This window comes from Gallibacterium trehalosifermentans (genome assembly GCF_042433055.1).
Classification (GTDB): domain Bacteria; phylum Pseudomonadota; class Gammaproteobacteria; order Enterobacterales; family Pasteurellaceae; genus Gallibacterium; species Gallibacterium trehalosifermentans.
This window is the reverse complement of the sequence record NZ_JBHLWB010000004.1, coordinates 96,896-117,604: the sequence shown is the minus strand read 5'-3', so window position 1 is coordinate 117,604 and position 20,709 is coordinate 96,896. Positions and strand designations below refer to the sequence as shown.

At 37.6% G+C, this 20,709-nt stretch carries 17 protein-coding genes and 1 pseudogene; 6 read left to right on the top strand and 12 right to left on the bottom strand.

Features of this window, described 5'->3' with window-relative positions; translation table 11 throughout:
* Window positions 1–16: 16 nt before the first annotated feature.
* A complete protein-coding gene (locus ACFFHK_RS05030) occupies window positions 17–670 on the bottom strand; it encodes a hypothetical protein (RefSeq protein ID WP_382370169.1) in 654 nt (217 codons plus the stop codon).
* Window positions 671–698: 28 nt separating this feature from the next.
* Entirely contained in the window at window positions 699–1,619 is a 921-nt protein-coding gene (gene nagK, locus ACFFHK_RS05025; protein ID WP_382370167.1) for an N-acetylglucosamine kinase, read from the bottom strand.
* Window positions 1,620–1,817: 198 nt separating this feature from the next.
* On the opposite strand from nagK, the gene ribA reads away from it, so the two are divergent.
* Window positions 1,818–2,444, top strand: coding sequence for a GTP cyclohydrolase II (gene ribA / locus ACFFHK_RS05020; RefSeq protein WP_382370165.1), 627 nt, complete (start codon window positions 1,818–1,820; stop codon window positions 2,442–2,444).
* Between the two features lie 68 nt (window positions 2,445–2,512).
* Here ribA and lptD read toward each other — a convergent pair whose 3' ends face one another.
* The 5 genes from lptD to ACFFHK_RS04995 all read right to left on the bottom strand — a co-directional run bounded on the left by lptD (window position 2,513) and on the right by ACFFHK_RS04995 (window position 8,736).
* Window positions 2,513–4,858 (bottom strand): LPS assembly protein LptD, encoded by a 2,346-nt coding sequence (gene lptD / locus ACFFHK_RS05015; RefSeq protein WP_382370163.1) that lies wholly within the window; start codon window positions 4,856–4,858, stop codon window positions 2,513–2,515.
* Between the two features lie 155 nt (window positions 4,859–5,013).
* The gene (tal, locus tag ACFFHK_RS05010) at window positions 5,014–5,964 is read right to left on the bottom strand and encodes a transaldolase (protein WP_382370161.1); all 951 of its coding nucleotides are present in this window, start codon (window positions 5,962–5,964) and stop codon (window positions 5,014–5,016) included.
* A 106-nt stretch (window positions 5,965–6,070) separates the two neighbouring features.
* On the bottom strand, window positions 6,071–7,537 hold the full coding sequence (gene ubiD / locus ACFFHK_RS05005) for a 4-hydroxy-3-polyprenylbenzoate decarboxylase (protein ID WP_382370159.1): 1,467 nt from the start codon (window positions 7,535–7,537) through the stop codon (window positions 6,071–6,073).
* Between the two features lie 14 nt (window positions 7,538–7,551).
* A complete protein-coding gene (gene bacA / locus ACFFHK_RS05000) occupies window positions 7,552–8,358 on the bottom strand; it encodes an undecaprenyl-diphosphate phosphatase (protein WP_382370157.1) in 807 nt (268 codons plus the stop codon).
* 30 nt (window positions 8,359–8,388) lie between these two features.
* Entirely contained in the window at window positions 8,389–8,736 is a 348-nt protein-coding gene (locus tag ACFFHK_RS04995; RefSeq protein ID WP_382370155.1) for an HIT domain-containing protein, read from the bottom strand.
* Window positions 8,737–9,061: 325 nt separating this feature from the next.
* On the opposite strand from ACFFHK_RS04995, the gene focA reads away from it, so the two are divergent.
* Together focA and pflB are read left to right on the top strand one after the other, a co-directional pair.
* Window positions 9,062–9,904 (top strand): formate transporter FocA, encoded by an 843-nt coding sequence (gene focA, locus ACFFHK_RS04990; protein ID WP_382370153.1) that lies wholly within the window; start codon window positions 9,062–9,064, stop codon window positions 9,902–9,904.
* A 44-nt stretch (window positions 9,905–9,948) separates the two neighbouring features.
* A complete protein-coding gene (gene pflB, locus ACFFHK_RS04985) occupies window positions 9,949–12,261 on the top strand; it encodes a formate C-acetyltransferase (RefSeq protein WP_382370151.1) in 2,313 nt (770 codons plus the stop codon).
* A gap of 237 nt (window positions 12,262–12,498) precedes the next feature.
* Here pflB and polA read toward each other — a convergent pair.
* The 4 genes and pseudogenes from polA to mobA form a co-directional block, all read right to left on the bottom strand.
* A pseudogene (polA, locus tag ACFFHK_RS04980) lies at window positions 12,499–15,315 on the bottom strand (DNA polymerase I); the annotation flags it as partial.
* Window positions 15,316–15,459: 144 nt separating this feature from the next.
* Complete coding sequence (locus tag ACFFHK_RS04975; protein ID WP_382370149.1) at window positions 15,460–16,821, bottom strand: PFL family protein; 1,362 nt, start codon at window positions 16,819–16,821, stop codon at window positions 15,460–15,462.
* An 11-nt stretch (window positions 16,822–16,832) separates the two neighbouring features.
* A complete protein-coding gene (locus tag ACFFHK_RS04970; protein ID WP_382370147.1) occupies window positions 16,833–17,105 on the bottom strand; it encodes an ACT domain-containing protein in 273 nt (90 codons plus the stop codon).
* A gap of 1 nt (window position 17,106) precedes the next feature.
* Complete coding sequence (gene mobA, locus ACFFHK_RS04965; protein ID WP_382370145.1) at window positions 17,107–17,694, bottom strand: molybdenum cofactor guanylyltransferase MobA; 588 nt, start codon at window positions 17,692–17,694, stop codon at window positions 17,107–17,109.
* A 76-nt stretch (window positions 17,695–17,770) separates the two neighbouring features.
* On the opposite strand from mobA, the gene ACFFHK_RS04960 reads away from it, so the two are divergent.
* From ACFFHK_RS04960 to ACFFHK_RS04950, 3 genes are all read left to right on the top strand, one after another.
* Window positions 17,771–18,037 carry a YihD family protein gene (locus tag ACFFHK_RS04960; RefSeq protein WP_382370143.1) on the top strand — a complete coding sequence of 89 codons (267 nt, stop codon included), beginning with the start codon at window positions 17,771–17,773 and terminating at the stop codon, window positions 18,035–18,037.
* A gap of 10 nt (window positions 18,038–18,047) precedes the next feature.
* Window positions 18,048–18,686: a thiol:disulfide interchange protein DsbA gene (dsbA, locus tag ACFFHK_RS04955; protein WP_382370141.1), complete on the top strand. Its 639-nt coding sequence runs from the start codon at window positions 18,048–18,050 to the stop codon at window positions 18,684–18,686.
* A gap of 69 nt (window positions 18,687–18,755) precedes the next feature.
* The gene (locus ACFFHK_RS04950) at window positions 18,756–19,085 is read left to right on the top strand and encodes a MaoP family protein (RefSeq protein ID WP_382370139.1); all 330 of its coding nucleotides are present in this window, start codon (window positions 18,756–18,758) and stop codon (window positions 19,083–19,085) included.
* Window positions 19,086–19,163: 78 nt separating this feature from the next.
* Here ACFFHK_RS04950 and ACFFHK_RS04945 read toward each other — a convergent pair whose 3' ends face one another.
* The gene (locus ACFFHK_RS04945) at window positions 19,164–20,699 is read right to left on the bottom strand and encodes a pyridoxal phosphate-dependent decarboxylase family protein (RefSeq protein ID WP_382370390.1); all 1,536 of its coding nucleotides are present in this window, start codon (window positions 20,697–20,699) and stop codon (window positions 19,164–19,166) included.
* Window positions 20,700–20,709: the final 10 nt, after the last annotated feature.

Below are 20,709 nucleotides of genomic sequence, written 5' to 3'. Positions count from 1 at the left end.
CTTTACTTCTTAAGAATTACTTCGCAATTAGGCTTAATTTTGCTACACGATCGCCAGATAACACACAATCCATTTGATAGAATTGGTTACCATTTAAACGCATTGATGCTGTTAAACGTGAGGTACTCTGCGCACTATTAGCCGATGTTCGTAGCACTTTTTTGGTTCCTGCTACTTGTTGTACTTTTGCAATACAAAGATAATTTAATTTTGCTTCATCACCAGTACGCACTGCAGAAATATTACGATCAGCTGCATTATAACTTAACTTTTGTAACCATTTTTCTGCTGTTTTACCTACTGCTACCGCTTCATTACTTAATTGCCCTTTACCTAAATCATAGCTCTGTTTATTATTAGTAACAGCTATAATCTTTCCATTTTTTACATAAATATGTTCAGTTTGTTGTGAGTTTTTTACCACAATAAACGCAATTTGGCGCTGATCAAAATACGCTGTGGCAGTTTGCATTGCCGTTTCATAAGTAAAACTTGGTAACTTTAACGCACTTTCTTTTAATGCATTTAATTTTGCATTCTCTTGCTGTTCTGCGTTTGTCGATACTGTTTTTCCAGCACCTGTAGAATTTCCAGGGAAAGATAATTGACTACATGCTGATAACAATAATGCCATTACCGCACACGTGAATACTGATAACTTTTTTATCATTTTTACTTCTCCATTTATTTCTAAATTATTATGAATCCCGACTTAAAAATAATGCAGCAGCTCCGCGAACCCCGCCTGAATCACCATGTTTTGCTTTTAAAATAGCTGGAACAACAGCACTACGCATTAAATATTTTGGTAATCGTTGTGGTAATGCTTGATAGATATAATCAAAATTCGATAACCCACCACCTAAAAAGATCGCATCAGGATCTAATACAGTAATCAAATTACCAAAACAAATTGCCATGAGTTCAATAAATTTATCGACAAATGCTACTGTTTTGGGATCATTTTGATAAAAACGTTGAATAATCTCTTTTGCTGATAATTTTTCTTTTAATAGATCATGGTGTAATAACTCAAACCCACGCCCAGAAAGATAAGTATCTAAACAGGCTTCATTTCCACAGCCACAACGATAAATTGGCGCTTGATCCCAACCAAGCAATTTCAAAGCATGGTAATTTAATTGCATATGTCCTACTTCACCAGCCATACCCACTTTACCAGAATGTACTTTACCATTAAAGACTAAGCCTCCACCGAAGCCTGTACCAATAATTAAACCTAATACGGTCGCATATTGTTGACTCTCGATATCCCACGCTTCTGATAAAGCAAAACAGTTTGCATCATTTTCAATACGGACTTCTCGTTGTAGTCGTTCCGTCAAATCACGAATAATTGGTTTATTATCTGCAACACGAATATTGGTAATTTCTGCAACCTCTGTATCTCGACGCACAAATCCAGGTACACCAATACCAACTGTTCCTTTGCAGTTGAATTTTGCATCTGCTTTTTCCACTAATTGGACAACCGCATTTAACCAATCTTCATAGCTGGTTTGTGGCGTATCCACACGTTCACTATATAACTTTTCTAACTGTTGATTGAATACCGCTAATTCAATTTTTGTGCCGCCAATATCAATTCCGTATAACATATGATTACCACCTGCTAAAGTTAACTCACTAATTATTGATTATAGCTTATTTTCCTATCTTTACTAAGGTTCTAGATCAATCTCACCTTTATTAATAAAAATAACGACAAACCAACAAAATAATGTATATAATGACAGCCTTTTCGATTTTTCTTCAATACACATCACGCCATATAGAATATAAATTAAGGATAGAACATGGCAAAAATTGAACTTGTTGCTCAAGCAAATTTACCAACTGAATTTGGCATCTTTAAAATTATCGGTTTTGAACACCCAGAAACACATAAAGAACATGTTGCATTAGTCTTAGGTGATATCGCCAATGGAGAACCTGTATTAGCAAGAATCCATTCAGAATGTTTAACAGGTGATGCTCTGCATAGTCTAAAATGTGATTGTGGTTTCCAATTACAAGCTGCCTTAAAACAAATTAGTGAAGTGGGTCGTGGTGTATTGATTTACCATCGTGCTGAAGGACGTGGTATTGGTTTAATTAATAAAATTCGCGCATACGCTTTGCAAGATCAAGGTATGGATACCATTGAAGCTAATTTAGCTCTTGGTTTTAAAGAAGATGAACGCGATTTTAGTGTGTGTGCGGAAATATTTGAATTATTAGCGGTAAAAGCTATTCGTCTCTTAACAAATAATCCTGAGAAAATTAATACGATGAAACAAGCAGGAATTAATGTGGTAGAACGTGTTCCATTAAATGTTGGGGAAAATCGTTATAATACAGGGTACCTCACGGTTAAAGCAGAAAAAATGGGGCATATGATTGTGCATTCACATGATTGCCAATGTGATCAACATCAAAAATAACCATTCCATTTTTATTCATCTCCCAATAACAAAACCCCATATTTATGAAATATGGGGTTCTTATTTTATTAACGCAAACTAAATGGCGCTGAATAAGGAATAATTCCTACATCTAACATCTTACTGATGCTACTACCATGGCGGTTGCCTAAACCAGATAATTCAAAATTAATGCCAAAGGAATTGCTATAAAAAACATCATTTCGATTAGAATATTGTTGCTCATCTTTCGGTGCAGTCAAATAGCGTCTAGCACCTAAATTAGCACGCCAACAACAAGTGCGATACTCAAGACCAATATACTGTTCTACTGGTTTATTTAATGATAAATCATGATAAGCGTGTGCCACCACCGCCCAATTATCATTAATCCGCCATGCGGTTGCCAATCCTACCTGACGAATATGTTGATCATAGATATTTTGCCCTGTGAGATTTTGATTAATATATTGCTCACTCACATAGCGATACGATAATTGAATTAAGTTCTCAACTGTTGGTCGGTATTCAATCGCGGTATTCATTAATGCAGTTTCTTTAAATAATGTATCGTATTGATAACCGCCTTTCCAACTCCACTGATCATTTATTTTCCAATTTGCTTCTACTGACCAAGAAGATGAACTTCCTTGAGTTTGATTATCTAGATCCTCATCAATTTTCGATGGTGTTAAATACAAAATTTGTCCTAAAGAAAGATTAAAACGCTCATTTGCATACTGGTCAAAGAATCGTGTTGTTCCACCAATCGTTATCTGATTCGCCGAAGAAATTCTATCTAAACCACTATAACGTCTATCATTAAAGAGAGAATAGAAATCTTGTTGCAACAAAATGGAATCATAACCAAAACCTAAATAACCATATTTATTTGAACCAATACTACTTTGATCGCGGTATGGTCGATAAACATACTGCACTTTTGGCTCAATCGTTTGAGTATATCCTGCAAACAAGGTGTTACTAGATGCTAAGACTGTCGCTAACTCCGCTTTAATTTGTGGAATTACCCGATTAATCGAGCGTTCAACTTCAGCCGCGTTGTCTGCTGCCCCTTGTTTTTGTGCATAATGCGTAGCATATAATTTTGTTTCTACATTGAGGCTACCATAACGATTGGCTAATGGCATCGAAAGTGTTGGTTCCATATGGAAACGCCAAGCTGATGGCATCACATCATTGTCATTTTTAAAATGAACCGCCTGTGAATATAAAGAAAAATCAATTAAATTATTTGCAAGCCCATCTCGATAGTAATAAAAATCAATTTGTGGCAACGTACGATACGGTCCAACAGAAACGGTATCAAACACTTGGAATTGTGTTGCCGACACAGTGAAATTGTAATTAGGTTGGTAATAGCTCAAAGCAAAATTCTGTGTCGCATAACCGTCCGTACTTTTCCCATACGGTGAAGTAAAATCATTAAAATAATACGGATCGCTTACCTTTGTATAATTCACATGAAAACGCCAGTTATTCCATAGTGAACCACCATTTTGCCAATAAAGTAAATAGCGTGGACTACCTTGAATATATTCTGCATAACGATCGCCATTTAAATATTCTCCAGCAAAAATACCTGAACCCAAATTATTTAAATAACGTGCTTCGCCTAATAATTGTACGCCTCGACGACTCATATATTTTGGCGTAATTGTCATATCATAATTAGGCGCCAGATTAATATAAATAGGTTGAGCATAATGATATCCATCGCGACTTGATGTACCAAAATCAGGCATTAATAAACCTGAACGACGACGATCGCCAATCGGGAATTGAACATATGGGAAATAAAAAATAGGGATATCTTTCACATAAAAAACCGCATTCCAAAGATCTGCATATTCTTCTTTTACATACTGTTTCATCTCTGATGCACGGATTTTCCAAGCATTATTATCTGGTAAACAAGAAGTGAACGTTGCATTTTTTAGCATACGGTACCCTTGACGTAATTCTGCTTTTTCCGCATTGCCTCTACCTTGGCGATCAACAAATTGATAATTCGAGCGGTAAATATTGGCATCTTGCGTATTTAAATGAATATCCGCTTTTTCCCCAACAACCTGAACTAAATTATCCTGATAATTCATATTGCCATTGATATAAGCATAACGTTGCGGATCGGGTTTATCCCCTTTTTGCTCAATCAATACAGAGTCAGCCCGTAATTTACGATTTCCTTGTTCAATTTGCACATTGCCTCGATACAAAGCATTATTTGGCTGGTTAATTTCCGCACTATCAGAATCAATATAAACTGGCAATTCATTCGGATCTTGCGTGATAACCTCACCTGTAAAATGAGGAACACCTAACAAGCATTGGCTAGCAAGATCTGCATAACTCATCTGACTATATAAAACCGAAAAAATCGATAAAGATAAAAAGGAGTAATATTTTTTCATTGGCGCTTCAACTATAATTTTGTTAATAAACTGAAATTACTCTGCATTATAGCCTAAAACATAATTAATGATGAGCAGAAAAATGAAAAAGCATTGGTATAAAAATAATTAACACCAATGCTTTTTACGAATATTCTGTTTGAATAAAAACGGAATTACAGTTTTGTACTTAACATCGCTTCTAATTTTTCAATATCTGCAGCAAATTTACGGATACCTTCTGCCAATTTTTCTACCGCCATCGCGTCCATATTATGTTGCCAATAGAATTCCGCTTCAGTCATTGCTGCTGGGCGAGCTAATACCTCACCTTGATAATCGAGTTTACGCGGTAATTCACTCGTATTTGCTTGTAATTCTTTCAATAATGCTGGTGAAATCGTTAAACGATCACAGCCCGCTAACTCCGTAATTTCACCTACATTACGGAAACTTGCCCCCATTACCACCGTTTTATAACCATATTGTTTGTAATAGTGATAAATTTTGCTTACCGAAATCACACCTGGATCTTCACTTGGTGCAAACTCTTTTTTATCACCATTCGCTTTATACCAATCTAAAATACGCCCTACAAATGGCGAAATGAGATACACACCTGCTTCTGCACACGCACGTGCTTGCGCTTCTGAGAATAATAACGTTAAGTTACAGTTAATCCCCTCTTTTTCTAAAATTTCCGCTGCTCGAATGCCTTGCCAAGTTGAAGCGATTTTAATCAAAATACGATCATTGCTGATACCTGCTTCGTTATACAGGGCAATCAGTTTACGTGCTTTTTCTACTGTCGCTTGTGTATCATAAGAAAGGCGCGCATCAACTTCCGTTGAAATACGTCCTGGGACAATTTTTAAAATTTCTAAACCAATGTTAACCGCTAATTTATCTTCTGCATCAATCAGTTGTTGTGCTTTATCTGCACTTTTACTTTTCGCATAAGCCACTGCTTCATCAATTAATGACGCATATTGTGGTAATTGAGAGGCGCTAAGAATAAGAGATGGGTTCGTCGTTGCATCTTCTGGTTGGTAGGCTTTGATTGCTTCAATATCACCTGTATCTGCAACCACAACGGTCATTTTACGTAGTGCATCAAGTTGAGACATGAATTTACTCCTTTTGTATATATTGTTCAAAAAAACGTACGAATAGTATCATAGAAATAGCTGGAATGAGTAGTGAGTTACATAGCAATCATTGCTATCATTGAAACTAATCAATACCTAACTCTTGCCAAATTTGATCTATTTTCGCCACGACAACAGGATCTTTCTTAATTGGTCTTCCCCATTCACGTTGTGTTTCACCAACCCACTTATTTGTGGCATCAATGCCCATTTTTGAGCCTAATCCAGCCACAGGTGAGGCAAAATCAAGGTAATCAATCGGTGTATTTTCCACTAAAGTCAAATCCCGTGCGGGATCACAACGTGTGGTAATCGCCCAAATCACATCTTTCCAATCACGTGCATTCACATCATCATCACACACAATCACAAATTTGGTGTACATAAATTGCCGTAAAAAAGACCAAACGCCCATCATGACTCGTTTGGCATGTCCAGCATATTGTTTTTTCATCGTAACCACCGCTAAACGATACGAACACCCTTCAGGTGGAAGATAAAAATCAACAATTTCAGGAAACTGCTTCTGTAAAATAGGAATAAAAACCTCATTAAGCGCTTCGCCTAACACGGCTGGTTCATCTGGCGGTCGCCCAGTATAAGTGGAGTGATAGATCGGATCTTGGCGCATCGTAATATGGGTAACCGTAAACACAGGAAAATATTCTTGTTCATTATAATATCCAGTATGATCGCCATAAGGTCCTTCCAACGCTTTTTCCTCTGGATCAATATACCCCTCCAACACAATTTCTGCGCCTGCTGGAATATCTAAATCACAACTTAACGCTTTAGCGACTTCCGTTTTATTACCACGCAATAATCCTGCAAACGCATACTCTGATAAGGTATCTGGAATAGGCGTTACCGCACTTAGAATGGTTGCTGGATCCGCGCCCAACGCCACGACCACAGGAAACTTTTCACTAGAATGTGCTTCTTGCCATTCTTGGAAATCTAATGCACCACCACGATGTGATAACCAACGCATAATCAGTTTATTTTTCGCAATTAATTGCTGACGGTAGATGCCAAGATTTTGCCGTTTTTTATATGGTCCTTTAGTAATCGTTAACCCCCATGTAACTAAAGGAGCAATATCTTCTGGCCAACACTGCATAATTGGTAAGCGATATAAATCCACTTCCTCATCACGCCAGACAATCTCTTGACACGCGGCTCGGCTAATTGTCTTCGTTGGCATATTGAGGACAGGGCGAAATTGTGAAAATGTACTAAAGAGATCCTTAATACCTTTAGGTGGCTCGGGTTCTTTTAGAAAAGCTAATAACTGACCAATTTCACGTAAAGCACTTACTTCTTCTTGCCCCATACCTAAAGCAACACGTCTTGCTGTACCAAATAGGTTACACAATACTGGCATTTGGAACCCTTTCGGATTTTCAAATAACAATGCTGGTCCCCCTTTACGTAAAGTACGATCAGCAATTTCGGTCATTTCTAAATAGGGATCAACCTCGTGTGTAATACGTTTTAACTCGCCTTGTTGCTCCAGTAAGGTAATAAATTCTCGTAAATTTCTATATTTCACCCAACTCTCCTCAATTAAACTAAAACAATCCACGCCAATAACAATGCAAGAATAAAGCGATAAATCGCAAAAGAGACAAATGAAATGCGTTCAATTAAATGTAGGAAAGTCCGAATTGCTATCATGGCTACCACAAAAGCGGTTATAAATCCTACTGCAAATAATGGAAAATCGTCCCATGAAAGGAAAGGCAAACTTTTATATAAATCTAAGATAGTGGCGCCAATCATCATTGGTACGGCTAAAATAAAAGAATACTCAGCAGCCGCTTTTTTTCCTACGCCCATCAATAATCCACCTGATATGGTTGCACCTGAGCGAGAAAATCCTGGGAATAAGGCTAAACATTGAAATAGCCCAATCGCAAATGCCTGACGATAACTAATTTGATCTACTTCTTCCGCATAGGCGCGTTGTGGACGGAATTTTTCAGCCAAAATTAACAAAATACCGCCAGCCACTAAAGAACCAATCACATTATGAATATTAAACAATGATTTAATCGTTGAATGGAATACGAGCCCAAGAATAACCGCAGGGATCATACCTAAAATAATATGTAATAAATTCAAATGGGGTTTATGTTTATCAACAGTTTCACCAAAATGAATACCTATTAAGCCAAACATTTTTCGCCAATAAACAAAGATCACCGCTAAAATAGACCCTAATTGAATTATTACTTCAAAGGTTGCTGCTTTTTCTCCTTCAAACCCCAGAAAATGCCCAGCAATAATCATATGCCCAGTTGAAGATACAGGCAAAAACTCCGTCAATCCTTCGACACAACCTAAAATAAAAGCAATCAATAATTCAGACATCAATTTTTCCTCAAATGTATTTTCACTTATTTATGGCAGCATTTTGCCTAAATGCTTACCACCAACTAAGTGCATATGTAGATGGAATACTTCTTGCCCACCATGTTTATTACAATTTACAATCAAACGATAGCCATCTTCTGCAATCCCTTGTTCTTGCGCAATTTTGGCTGCCACAACAAACAAATGCCCAAGCACTTGTTCATCTTCAATGGTTACATCATTAACCGTTGGAATGATTTTGTTAGGAATAATTAAAATATGAATGGGGGCTTGTGGTGCAATATCACGAAAGGCTGTTACCTGTTCATCTTGATAGATAATTTCTGCTGGAATTTCCTTACGGATAATTTTACTAAAAATAGTTTCTGTTGCCATAATATCCTCTTTAATCAATACAAACGAAACCAAAAAATGTTATTTATTATAGTACATTAAATGGGATTTAATTTAGTTTTTTCCTCACCGCAAAACTGTATTTATATTTTCATTTCTCTAAATGTTCAGCAAATATTAAGTGATGATTTAGTAACAGAGTTTTAACATACAACCAACTGTTTTTATTAGAATTTGATCTGTATCAACTACTATGTAAAAGCTATTTCCTAACTTATAAAATTACTATGTATTTTTTTCAAAAATTTTTATAATTAACGAAATTTTTTGAAAATATAAAATTTTTTTGATAAAGGAAATCGTCTTTATGAAAGATGCGACAACAGTAGCACTAAATCCAACCGAGATGACTAATCTTGCGGAAAATGTTGCCGCTTATAAAGCACAAAAAAAACCCTTTCTTTCTTTCGCTTCTGGCATTTCAGCTGGTGCATGTATTGCCTTAGCATTCGTTTTTTATACGACTACCCAAACTGGATTAGGTAACGTTTCTTGGGGATTAGCCAAATTAGTCGGTGGCTTAGTCTTTTCATTAGGCGTCATTATGGTTGTGATTCTAGGGACAGAACTTTTTACCTCTTCTACGCTAACTATCACAGCAAAAGTGTCTGGAACTATTACAACAACACAGATGTTACGTAATTGGGTGGTTGTCTATCTTGGAAACTTTGTTGGAAGTTTAATTATTGTTGCATTAATTTGGTTTGCGGGACAAACCATGGTAGCGGACGGTCAATGGGGGTTAACTATCCTTAAAACCGCACAACATAAAATTCATCATACTTGGCTAGAGGCTTTCTCACTTGGCATTTTATGTAACATTATGGTATGTGTTGCTGTTTGGCTAGCCTACTCTGGTCGTACTGTTACTGATAAAGCATTTATTATGATCTTACCTATTGGAATGTTTGTGGCTTCTGGCTTTGAACACTGTGTCGCAAATATGTTTATGATTCCGATGGGGATTATGACTGCTCACTATAGCAGTCCTGAATTTTGGCAACATTTGGGGATTGATCCTTCACTTTATGCTGATCTTGATGTGTATCATTTTATTGTGAAAAATCTTATCCCTGTAACCTTAGGTAATATTGTTGGTGGTGCGGTTTGTATTGGCTTATTCCATCGCTTCTTAGCCAAAGCGCACTAAAGATTTAATTTTTATTATTCATTCATCAAACGAAGGAAATGATTATGACTCAATTAACTGAGCAACAACAAAAAGCATGGGCTGGTTTTGAAGCTGGCGACTGGCAACAAAATGTGAATGTACGTGATTTTATTCAACGTAACTACACCCCATATGAAGGTGATGAATCATTCTTAGCTGGTGCAACTGCAGCAACAACTACACTATGGAACAAAGTAATGGAAGGCATCAAAGAGGAAAATCGTACTCACGAACCTCTTGATTTTGATACAGATATTCCTTCAACTATCACTTCTCACCCAGCTGGTTATATTGAAAAAGAATTAGAACAAATCGTTGGTTTACAAACTGATGCCCCATTAAAACGTGCGATTATTCCATTTGGTGGCATCAAAATGGTAGAGGGTTCATGTAAAGTTTATGGTCGTGAACTTGATCCACAAGTGAAAAAAATCTTTACTGAATATCGCAAAACTCACAACCAAGGGGTATTTGATGTTTACACGCCAGACATCTTACGTTGCCGTAAATCAGGAGTATTAACAGGTTTACCTGATGCGTATGGTCGTGGTCGTATTATCGGAGATTATCGTCGTGTTGCCCTTTACGGTATCGACTTCTTGATGGCGGATAAATTTAAACAATTTTCTTCACTACAATCTCGCTTAGAAAATGGTGAAGATTTACAAATGACCATTCAGTTACGTGAAGAAATTGCAGAACAACATCGTGCATTAGGTCAAATCAAACAAATGGCAGCAACTTATGGTTGTGATATTTCTGGACCAGCAACCAATGCCAAAGAAGCGGTGCAATGGACTTATTTTGCTTACCTTGCAGCAGTAAAATCACAAAACGGGGCAGCAATGTCATTTGGTCGTGTTTCTTCTTTCTTGGATATCTATATTGAACGTGATCTTAAAGCAGGCAAAATCACTGAAGAAGAAGCACAAGAACTAATTGACCATTTAGTGATGAAACTCCGTATGGTGCGTTTCTTACGTACTCCTGAATACGATCAATTATTCTCTGGCGACCCAATTTGGGCAACTGAGTCTCTTGGTGGTATGGGCTTAGATGGACGTACTTTAGTTACAAAAAATACTTTCCGTTTCTTAAATACCCTTTACACAATGGGACCATCTCCAGAACCAAATATGACAATTCTTTGGTCTGAACAATTACCAGATAACTTCAAACGTTTCTGTGCAAAAGTGTCTATTGATACCTCTTCTGTTCAATATGAAAACGATGATTTAATGCGCCCAGATTTCAACAATGATGACTACGCTATTGCTTGTTGCGTAAGCCCAATGGTTGTAGGTAAACAAATGCAATTCTTTGGTGCACGTGCAAACTTAGCGAAAACTATGCTTTATTCAATCAATGGTGGTATTGATGAGAAAAACGGTATGCAAGTGGGACCAAAAACGGATCCAATCACAACTGAATATCTCGATTTTGATGATGTGATGACTCGCATGGATAGCTTCATGGATTGGTTAGCAAAACAATATGTTACTGCATTAAATATCATTCACTATATGCACGATAAATACAGCTATGAAGCGTCATTAATGGCATTACATGATCGTGATGTTTACCGTACTATGGCTTGTGGTATCGCTGGATTATCTGTAGCGGCTGACTCACTTTCTGCTATTAAATATGCGAAAGTGAAACCAATTCGTGGCGACATCAAAGATAAAGACGGTAATGTGGTCGCGAAAGATGTCGCGATTGACTTTGAAATCGAAGGAGAATATCCACAATTCGGTAACAATGACAGCCGTGTTGATGAAATCGCTTGCGACTTAGTTGAACGTTTTATGAAGAAAATTCAAAAACTCAAAACTTACCGTAATGCAGTACCAACTCAATCAGTGCTCACTATCACTTCTAACGTGGTGTATGGTAAGAAAACAGGTAATACCCCTGATGGTCGTCGTGCTGGCGCACCATTCGGACCAGGTGCGAACCCAATGCACGGTCGCGACCAAAAAGGTGCGGTAGCATCATTAACCTCTGTGGCTAAACTTCCATTTGCGTATGCGAAAGATGGTATCTCTTACACTTTCTCAATCGTACCAAATGCGTTAGGTAAAGATTATGAAGCACAAAAACGTAATCTTGCAGGTTTAATGGACGGTTATTTCCACCACGAAGCAACCATTGAGGGCGGACAACACCTTAACGTAAACGTAATGAATCGCGAAATGTTATTAGATGCGATGGAAAATCCAGAGAAATATCCTCAATTAACCATTCGTGTTTCAGGATATGCTGTGCGTTTTAACTCTTTAACCAAAGAGCAACAACAAGACGTAATTACGCGTACTTTCACACAAGCGATGTAATCTAGATATAAGCTTATAAAAGCTACTTTATAGAACAATACCAGTCAGAAAAATGGCTGGTATTTTTTTATAGACCGACAAAATAAATAAAACGATCATAAATAAAGCAACGATAAAAGTTACTGAAGAAAATGCTGCCAAGATCATTATCAAAGCAACAATTATTTATTGTAACGCATAAAAAAAATGAAGTTTTGTCTGACAAAACCTCATTTAAATCTATTCTGCTTTTCTTTATTAATGCGCCTGATCCCAATTATCTCCCGCATTAACTTCGACAATTAACGGCACGGTTAGTTTGACTGCATTTTCCATCACTTGTTTAATCAGTGCTTGGTATTCAGCCACTTTTTCTTCTTTCACTTCAAATATCAATTCATCATGCACTTGCATTATCATACGAATATCATCTTTATCAGCAATTAATTGATCAAGATCGATCATTGCTTTTTTAATAATATCTGCGGCGGTACCTTGCATTGGCGCATTAATGGCGACACGTTCTGCTGCTTTACGACGAATCGCATTACTAGAATTGATTTCAGGCAAATATAGACGGCGACCTAATAAGGTTTCAACAAATCCCTCTTGTTTGGCTTTTTCCTGAATATCTACCATAAATTGTTTTACACCTGGGTAGCGTTGGAAATAACGGTCAATATAAGTTTGCGCTTCATTACGTGGAATATTGAGTTGACGAGATAACCCAAATGCACTCATGCCATAAATTAGACCGAAATTAATCGCTTTAGCACTATAACGTTGTTGAGCAGTAACCGATTCTAATGGAACCTCAAACATTTCCGCCGCAGTTGAACGGTGAACATCTAAGCCGTGAGAAAACGCATAGGCTAAACCCGCATCACCTGAAAGGTGTGCCATAATGCGTAACTCAATTTGTGAATAGTCGGCTGCCACCACTTTATACCCTTTTGGCGCAATAAAGGCTTGGCGAATTTTTCGTCCCTCTTCACTGCGGGTTGGAATATTTTGTAAATTTGGATCAGAAGAAGATAAACGCCCAGTAACGGTTACCGCTTGATGATAAGAGGTATGCACTCGCCCTGTATCAGGATCAACCATTTGTGGCAATTTATCAGTATAAGTTGATTTTAACTTACTTAAACCACGATGTTCGACCAGCAATTTTGGTAATTCATGTTCATAAGCTAACTCTTCTAATACTTCTTCATTGGTTGAAGGTGCGCCTTTTGGTGTTTTCTTTAGAATTGGCAACCCTAATTGATTAAATAAGATCTCTTGTAATTGCTTGGTAGAGGCAAGATTAAATGATTGCCCTGCTAATTGGTGTGCTTGTTGTTCTAATTGGATTAAACGTGCATTAATTTCTTGAGATTGTTGATAGAGAAGATCGCTATCAATTAAGACACCATGACGTTCCATTCGTGCTAAAACCTGAGCAAGTGGCAGTTCAATATCAGAAAATAATTGACGTAAACTTGGGGTTTGTTGCAGTTGTTGCCACAATACTTGATGTAATTTCATCGTTACATCGGCATCTTCAGCAGCATATTCAGCTGCTTGAGGGATCTCAATTTGATCAAACGTAAGTTGACCTTTTCCTTTACCCGCAATCTCTTCAAAATGGATTGTATCATGTTGTAAATAACGTTTTGCAAGGTCGTCCATATTGTGGCGCCCCGTACTATCTAATGTATAAGATTCCAACATGGTATCAAATGCTACACCTTGTAAATCAATCCCATGACGCGCGAAAATCGTCAGATCGTATTTTAGATTTTGTCCAATTTTTTTAATGCGTGGATCTTCTAAAATCGGCTTTAATTGTTCAAGCGTCGTAGTGAGTTCAAGTTGCGGAGGGCAAGCTAAATATTGATGTTGTAATGGTAAATACGCTGCTTCTCCATTTTCTAAGGCAAAGGAAATTCCCACTAATTTTGCCTGCATATAATCAAGGCTATTAGTTTCTGTATCGATAGCAAACAACGTTGCTTTCGCTAATTTCTCACACCAGTCGGCAAGTTGTGATTCAGTGAGAATGGTTTGATATTGTGAACGATCAACTTCAACTTTTGTTGTCGTGATGGCAGGGCGAGCATGTTTTGTAGTGGCAACAGAAAGAGCAGAAGCAGATTTATCTGTCTGTTGTGGCTGATCGTTGAGTAATTCATTTAACCAACGTTTAAATTCATAACGAGCAAAATATTCAATTAATTGATCTCGATTTTCGGGACGTAAAGTTAATTGCTCTACAGTGGTATCTAACACAACATCAGTTTTGATAGTAGCAAGTTTATAAGATAACTCCGCATCTGCTTTGGCAGCAGCTAACTTTTCGGCTAACGTTTTTGCTCCGCGTACGGATAATCCTGCAACTTTATCTAAATTGGCATAAATAGTTTCGAGATTACCAATGCCTTGTAATAAACCTTGTGCTGTTTTTTCGCCTACACCAGTAACGCCAGGGATATTATCGGAGCTATCCCCCATTAAGGCGAGAAAATCGATAATTAATTCTGGCGGAATACCATATTTTTCAATCACACCTTCCCGATCTAAAATGGTATTCGTCATGGTATTAATCAAAGTAATACGATCATCAACTAGCTGCGCCATATCTTTATCGCCTGTACTAATTAATACATCTCGACCTTGTGCCGAAGCCTGTTTAGCAAGTGTGCCAATCACATCATCAGCCTCAACTCCCTCAACGATTAATAATGGTAAACCTAATGCCTCAATCATTTGATGTAATGGTTGAATTTGTTGGCGTAACTCTTCTGGCATAGGTGGGCGATGCGATTTATATTGCTCAAACATTTCATCACGAAACGTTTTGCCTTTTGCATCAAATACGACAGCAATATGGGTTGGTTGGACTTGCTTTAATAGGCTTTTCAGCATATTTAACACACCATACATTGCCCCAGTGGGTTCACCAGCAGAATTAGATAAAGCAAGACGAAGATTTGCGTGATAAGCACGATATAAATAAGAAGAACCGTCAACCAAGACGAAAGGATTTTCTGCAATTTGTGGCATAGTTATCTCGATATTATGATGAAATTTTGTGTATTAGCACCAAACAAGATGGGCTAAAAGTGTTATTTGATGAAAAGTTTTCATTCTAAGCTGTGAGATTGAAAATGCAACCATACGGTAAAAAATCTTAATTAGAGGTTATCTCTATAACGAGATAACCTTTTAATGGATAGATTAATTCTTTAAAGATTGCACTGGCGCAGGAATACGTCCACCACGATTAACAAAGAGCTCACAAGATCCCTCTTTCACTGGCATAATTGGCGCATAACCAAGCAACCCACCAAATTCTACCATTTCGCCAACATCTTTATTTGGCACAGGAATAATGCGTACTGCCGTTGTTTTACTATTAATCATACCTATCGCTGCTTCATCAGCAATAATGCCTGAAATAGTGCTAGCTGAAGTGTAACCAGGTACAGCAATCATATCCAAGCCAACAGAACAAACCGCTGTCATCGCTTCGAGTTTATCTAGAGTGAGAACCCCTTCTTTCGCAGCAGCGATCATTCCCTCATCTTCAGAAACAGGAATAAATGCGCCACTTAATCCGCCAACTGAACTACTCGCCATCATACCGCCTTTTTTCACGGCATCATTTAATAATGCAAGCGCAGCCGTTGTACCATGCGTACCACATACACTCAATCCCATTTGTTCTAAAATACGTGCCACACTATCACCAATGGCTGGGGTAGGTGCCAATGATAAATCTAAAATACCAAATGGAATCCCGAGCCTTTTACTAGCTTCTTGCCCAATTAATTCACCAACACGGGTAATCTTGAATGCTGTCTTTTTCACCACCTCGGCAATTTCGGTTAATGTGGTTGCTTGGCTATTTTCTAAGGCAGATTTCACGACACCTGGACCAGAAACACCAACATTGATCACGGCATCTCCCTCACCAGAACCATGAAAAGCACCAGCCATAAATGGATTATCTTCAACCGCATTACAGAACACCACAATTTTGGCACAGCCAAATCCCTCTGGGGTCATTTCAGCAGTTTGCTTAATCATCTCGCCCGCTAATTTCACGGCGTCCATGTTAATTCCTGCTTTGGTTGAACCAATATTGATCGAACTACACACAATATCCGTTAATTTCATTGCTTCAGGAATAGAGCGGATTAAAACTTCATCGGCTGGACTCATTCCTTTATGCACAAGAGCGGAAAAACCACCTATAAAAGAGACACCTATTGCTTTTGCCGCACGATCTAACGTTTGAGCCACCGAAACATAAGAGGTTGCTTTTGTCGCTGCTGCAATTTGCGCTATTGGCGTTACTGAAATTCGCTGATTAACGATAGGGATCCCATATTTAGCAGACAATTCACGTGCAGTTTGTACCAAATCGCCACCAATCCGCACAATTTTGTCATAAATTTTTTGGTTCAAAATTTCAATATCATCACTAATACAGTCATGCAGATCGATCCCAATCGTAATAGTACGAACATCAAAGTTTTGATCCGACACCATACGCAACGTTTCTAAAATCTCATAAGATTGAATGCTATTACTCATAGAGATAATCCTTAAATGCGATACATTGCATTAAAAATTTCTGTATTTTGTAGGCGAAGATCTAAACCAAGTTTTTGCCCTTCTTCGGTACAATACGCCGCAAGGGTTTGATAATCCTTTTTACATGCTGTGGTATCAACCAACAAAATCATCGTAAAATAATTATCCATTAATTGTTGACTGATATTGAGAATATTAATGTGTTGTTCTGCTAATAATTTCGCCACATCGTACACAATGCCAATGCGGTCTTTTCCGATTACCGTTAATACAGATTGATTCATTTCACGCTTCCTCTTGTTGGCTATAAAACTGTAATTCATCAAGTGAATTAATGTTAATAAAATGGTGTTTCTCAGTAGAAAAATCCACCGTTTGATAATGATGTTGTTGCATAAAACCTAAAACTCGACGTTGCCCTTGCTGTAAATATTCCTCTAACGCAGGCATTAAATGCTTATGCAATAAACAGCAGGTTGGGTGATCTCGTTCACCATCAGTTACATAAATGACATTAGTATCAGCTTGTCTAGAAGCCATTAGCTTTTCTACTAAATTTACTGGTAAATAAGGTGTATCACAAGGGACAAATAGTACCCAATCCGTTTTAGCCTGTTGTAATCCAGTTAACATACCGCTTAAAGGTCCTAAAAAACCTGTTATGGCGTCAGTAATAATTGGCAGATGACTTTCCTGATATTGCGCAAGAGAACGATTGGCACTGATCATCACTTGATCAACTTGTGGAGCAATAACTTCATAAACCCACTGATATAAAGGTTTATTCGCGAGTTGTTGCAATCCTTTATCTGCACCATTCATTCGTTGTGCTTTTCCTCCGCACAAAATTACTGCGGTTATTTGTTCTGGCATATCAATCTCTTTTGGCAATTAAAAATTTAAATGGTATTATCGCACACCTGTGCAAAACAGTGAGAGGAATTACAAGATGAAATGCCATCGTTTAAATGAAGTTTTGGAGCTATTACAACCCTATTGGTCAAAAGATCCTGATCTTAATCTCACCCAAATTTTACAAAAAATCGCGCAAGAAGCAGATTTCAATGGTGAATTGGCTACGTTGAGTGATGAAATTATTATTTATCATCTCAAAATGGCAGGAAAAGATAAAAATGAGCCAATTCCAGGGATTAAAAAAGACTATGAAGAAGATTTTAAAACAGCTTTATTAAAAGCAAGAGGAATTATTAAATAAGGAGTATATTATGAAAAAATTGTGGATTGTATTGGCAAGTTTGATAGTTGCAATTACTGCACCATTTGTATCAGCGGCAAATTTTACAGAGGGTAAAGATTATTCTGCATTAACCCTACCGCAATCAGAACAAAAAGAAGTGATACAATTTTTCTCTTTTTATTGTCCGCACTGTTATGATTATGAATTGAAATACCAAATTCCAGAAAAAATCAAGCAATCCTTACCAACAGGCGTTACGTTTAAACAATATCACGTGAATTTTTTAGGCGCTCAATCAGCAAATCTTACCCGTGCTTGGGCATTAGCAATGGCGATTGGCGAAGAGGATAAGGTGCGCGCACCTTTATTTGAAGCAGCACGAAAAAATAGCTTACATTCAATGGAAGATATTCGCCAGATTTTTATTGAGAATGGTATTGACGGTAAGACATTTGATGGCGCAATTAACAGTTTTGCAGTAAATGCGTTAGTCGTAAAACAAGAAAAAACCGCTGAATCCTTTAAAGTCCGTGGTGTACCAGATTTCTATATTAACGGTAAATATCATATCGAAACTGGTAACAATAGCGGATTCTCAAATATCAAAACTTTAGATGAATTTGTACAACGTTATGTTGACCTTACCCAATTTTTATTAAAAAAATAATTGACTTCTCGTAAAAAGTTGCTTAAATGCGACTTTTTGCGTGAGTTTTTAAATGTGAAGGATTTTATTATGGCTGAAAGTTTTACCGTTACCCGTCGTTTCTTTGATGATAAAAATTATCCACGTGGCTTTGCTCGCCATGGTGATTACACAATTCGTGAGTCTCAAGCGTTAGAAACTTACGGTTTAGCATTTCTTGAGTTAGATAATGGTTCTCGCCAACCTGCTACTGAAGAAGAACAACAATTTGTTGCATTTTGTCGTGGCGAACGCCCAGCAGAAACCTTCTTTGAAAAGACTTGGGATAAATATCGTTCACGTGTATCACGTACAAAACGTGTTTATACACTTTCAGGTGTGTTAGCCAATGATAGCGTTGATGATTACAACGCCGATTAAACAATTTATCATTATGATAATTAGAAAGCCTGCATATGCAGGCTTTTTACTTTTCATTTTATCGCAATTTATTTTCAGCTAAGAGGCGATTGGTGGGATATAACTCCCCTCCACAATCGCGTCTTTGATTCTATCTGCTTCTGCAACTAATTGCTGTAAAAGTGCTTTTACATTTTCAAGCGTTGCTATTGGACTCAGGGTTGTCATTTTTAACGCTTGTTGCCCATTCACTTTTGTTACACCAATATTCGCTTCGCCACGAGCAAATAACTCATCTGCAATATTTTGATTTAACGTATCAATAAATGCTTGTGGATAATCTGGTGGATTAATACGGAAAAGTACTGAGGCAAATTGTGGCTCGACTAATAATTCTATCTCTGGCTGTGAGCGGATATAATCACTGACTTCTCGAGCTAAATAGATACCATGATCAATCATTGAGGCATACAGCTTCTCACCTAATGCTTCAACAGTAAACCATAATTTTAAAGCATCAAAACGTCGTGTTGTCTGCAATGATTTCACCACTAAATTAGGTACGCCATATTCATCGTCATATTCAGAGTTGAGATAATCCGCTTTATAGTCAATGAAACGGAAATTTTGTTCCTCTTTTAATAAAAATGCCCCGCATGAAATGGTTTGGAAAAAATGCTTATGAAAATCAAGTGTAACTGAATCTGCTTGTTCTAAACCTGCCAACCAATGACGAAAATCTTTAGAAAGTAATAAAGCGCCACCCCAAGCGGCATCAATGTGCAGCCAAGTTTGGTATTTTTGCACAACCTTGCTAATCGCTTTAATATCATCGATTGCCCCCGCATCTGTTGTTCCTGCTGTCGCCACCACACAACCAATTAACTTACCCTCCTCAGTTAATCTTGCTAAGGTCTCCTCTAAAGCAAGGACGTCCATTTGTGCATTGGCATTAGTTGGTACGGTTACCACTGACTGGAAGCCCATTCCCATCATTGCCATATTTTTTTGTACAGAGAAATGCGCATTCTCAGAACAGATAATTTTTACTTTTTGTAAGGCTTCTGCGGGTAATCCTTGTTGTTGCACGAGCCATTCTGAACCATCATCATTTTTCCAATGCTTAGCTACACAAGCATCTCGTGCTAGTAACACCCCCATTAAATTGGATTGCGTACCACCAGAGGTAAATACCCCACCCGTCCCTTTGCCATAGCCGACTTTTTGTCGCAACCAATCAATGAGCTGTTCTTCCATAATAGACCCAGCTGGACTTTGATCCCATGAATCCATAGATTGGTTAGTTGCATTAATTAATACTTCTGCAATTTGGCTCGCCACCATAGTTGGGCAGTGTAAATGGGCTAATGAATGTGGGTGGTGTACTTTTAAACTTGGATTGAGAAAAATAGAGACTAAATGTTCTAATGTTTTTTCAATACCTTGCCCATTTTCTGTTGGATTAAATTGAATGGTTGGACGAATTTCACGGATACTACCACCTGTGTACATCTGTTCATTTTGCATCCATTGACAAACTGCGTTAATTGCCTGTTGCATCGCTGTAGCATAATCATTTATTGATTGAGGATCACGGCAAAATAAAGCTCTTTTATGTTGAGTTAACATCGCAATAAATTTCCTA

Excerpts from the sequence above, each read along its gene's own strand:
- ACFFHK_RS05030 (WP_382370169.1), bottom strand. The coding sequence starts at position 670 with ATGATAAAAAAGTTATCAGTATTCACGTGTGCGGTAATGGCATTATTG.
- nagK (WP_382370167.1), bottom strand. The coding sequence starts at position 1,619 with ATGTTATACGGAATTGATATTGGCGGCACAAAAATTGAATTAGCGGTA.
- ribA (WP_382370165.1), top strand. The coding sequence starts at position 1,818 with ATGGCAAAAATTGAACTTGTTGCTCAAGCAAATTTACCAACTGAATTT.
- lptD (WP_382370163.1), bottom strand. The coding sequence starts at position 4,858 with ATGAAAAAATATTACTCCTTTTTATCTTTATCGATTTTTTCGGTTTTA.
- tal (WP_382370161.1), bottom strand. The coding sequence starts at position 5,964 with ATGTCTCAACTTGATGCACTACGTAAAATGACCGTTGTGGTTGCAGAT.
- bacA (WP_382370157.1), bottom strand. The coding sequence starts at position 8,358 with ATGTCTGAATTATTGATTGCTTTTATTTTAGGTTGTGTCGAAGGATTG.
- ACFFHK_RS04995 (WP_382370155.1), bottom strand. The coding sequence starts at position 8,736 with ATGGCAACAGAAACTATTTTTAGTAAAATTATCCGTAAGGAAATTCCA.
- focA (WP_382370153.1), top strand. The coding sequence starts at position 9,062 with ATGAAAGATGCGACAACAGTAGCACTAAATCCAACCGAGATGACTAAT.
- pflB (WP_382370151.1), top strand. The coding sequence starts at position 9,949 with ATGACTCAATTAACTGAGCAACAACAAAAAGCATGGGCTGGTTTTGAA.
- ACFFHK_RS04975 (WP_382370149.1), bottom strand. The coding sequence starts at position 16,821 with ATGAGTAATAGCATTCAATCTTATGAGATTTTAGAAACGTTGCGTATG.
- ACFFHK_RS04970 (WP_382370147.1), bottom strand. The coding sequence starts at position 17,105 with ATGAATCAATCTGTATTAACGGTAATCGGAAAAGACCGCATTGGCATT.
- mobA (WP_382370145.1), bottom strand. The coding sequence starts at position 17,694 with ATGCCAGAACAAATAACCGCAGTAATTTTGTGCGGAGGAAAAGCACAA.
- ACFFHK_RS04960 (WP_382370143.1), top strand. The coding sequence starts at position 17,771 with ATGAAATGCCATCGTTTAAATGAAGTTTTGGAGCTATTACAACCCTAT.
- dsbA (WP_382370141.1), top strand. The coding sequence starts at position 18,048 with ATGAAAAAATTGTGGATTGTATTGGCAAGTTTGATAGTTGCAATTACT.
- ACFFHK_RS04950 (WP_382370139.1), top strand. The coding sequence starts at position 18,756 with ATGGCTGAAAGTTTTACCGTTACCCGTCGTTTCTTTGATGATAAAAAT.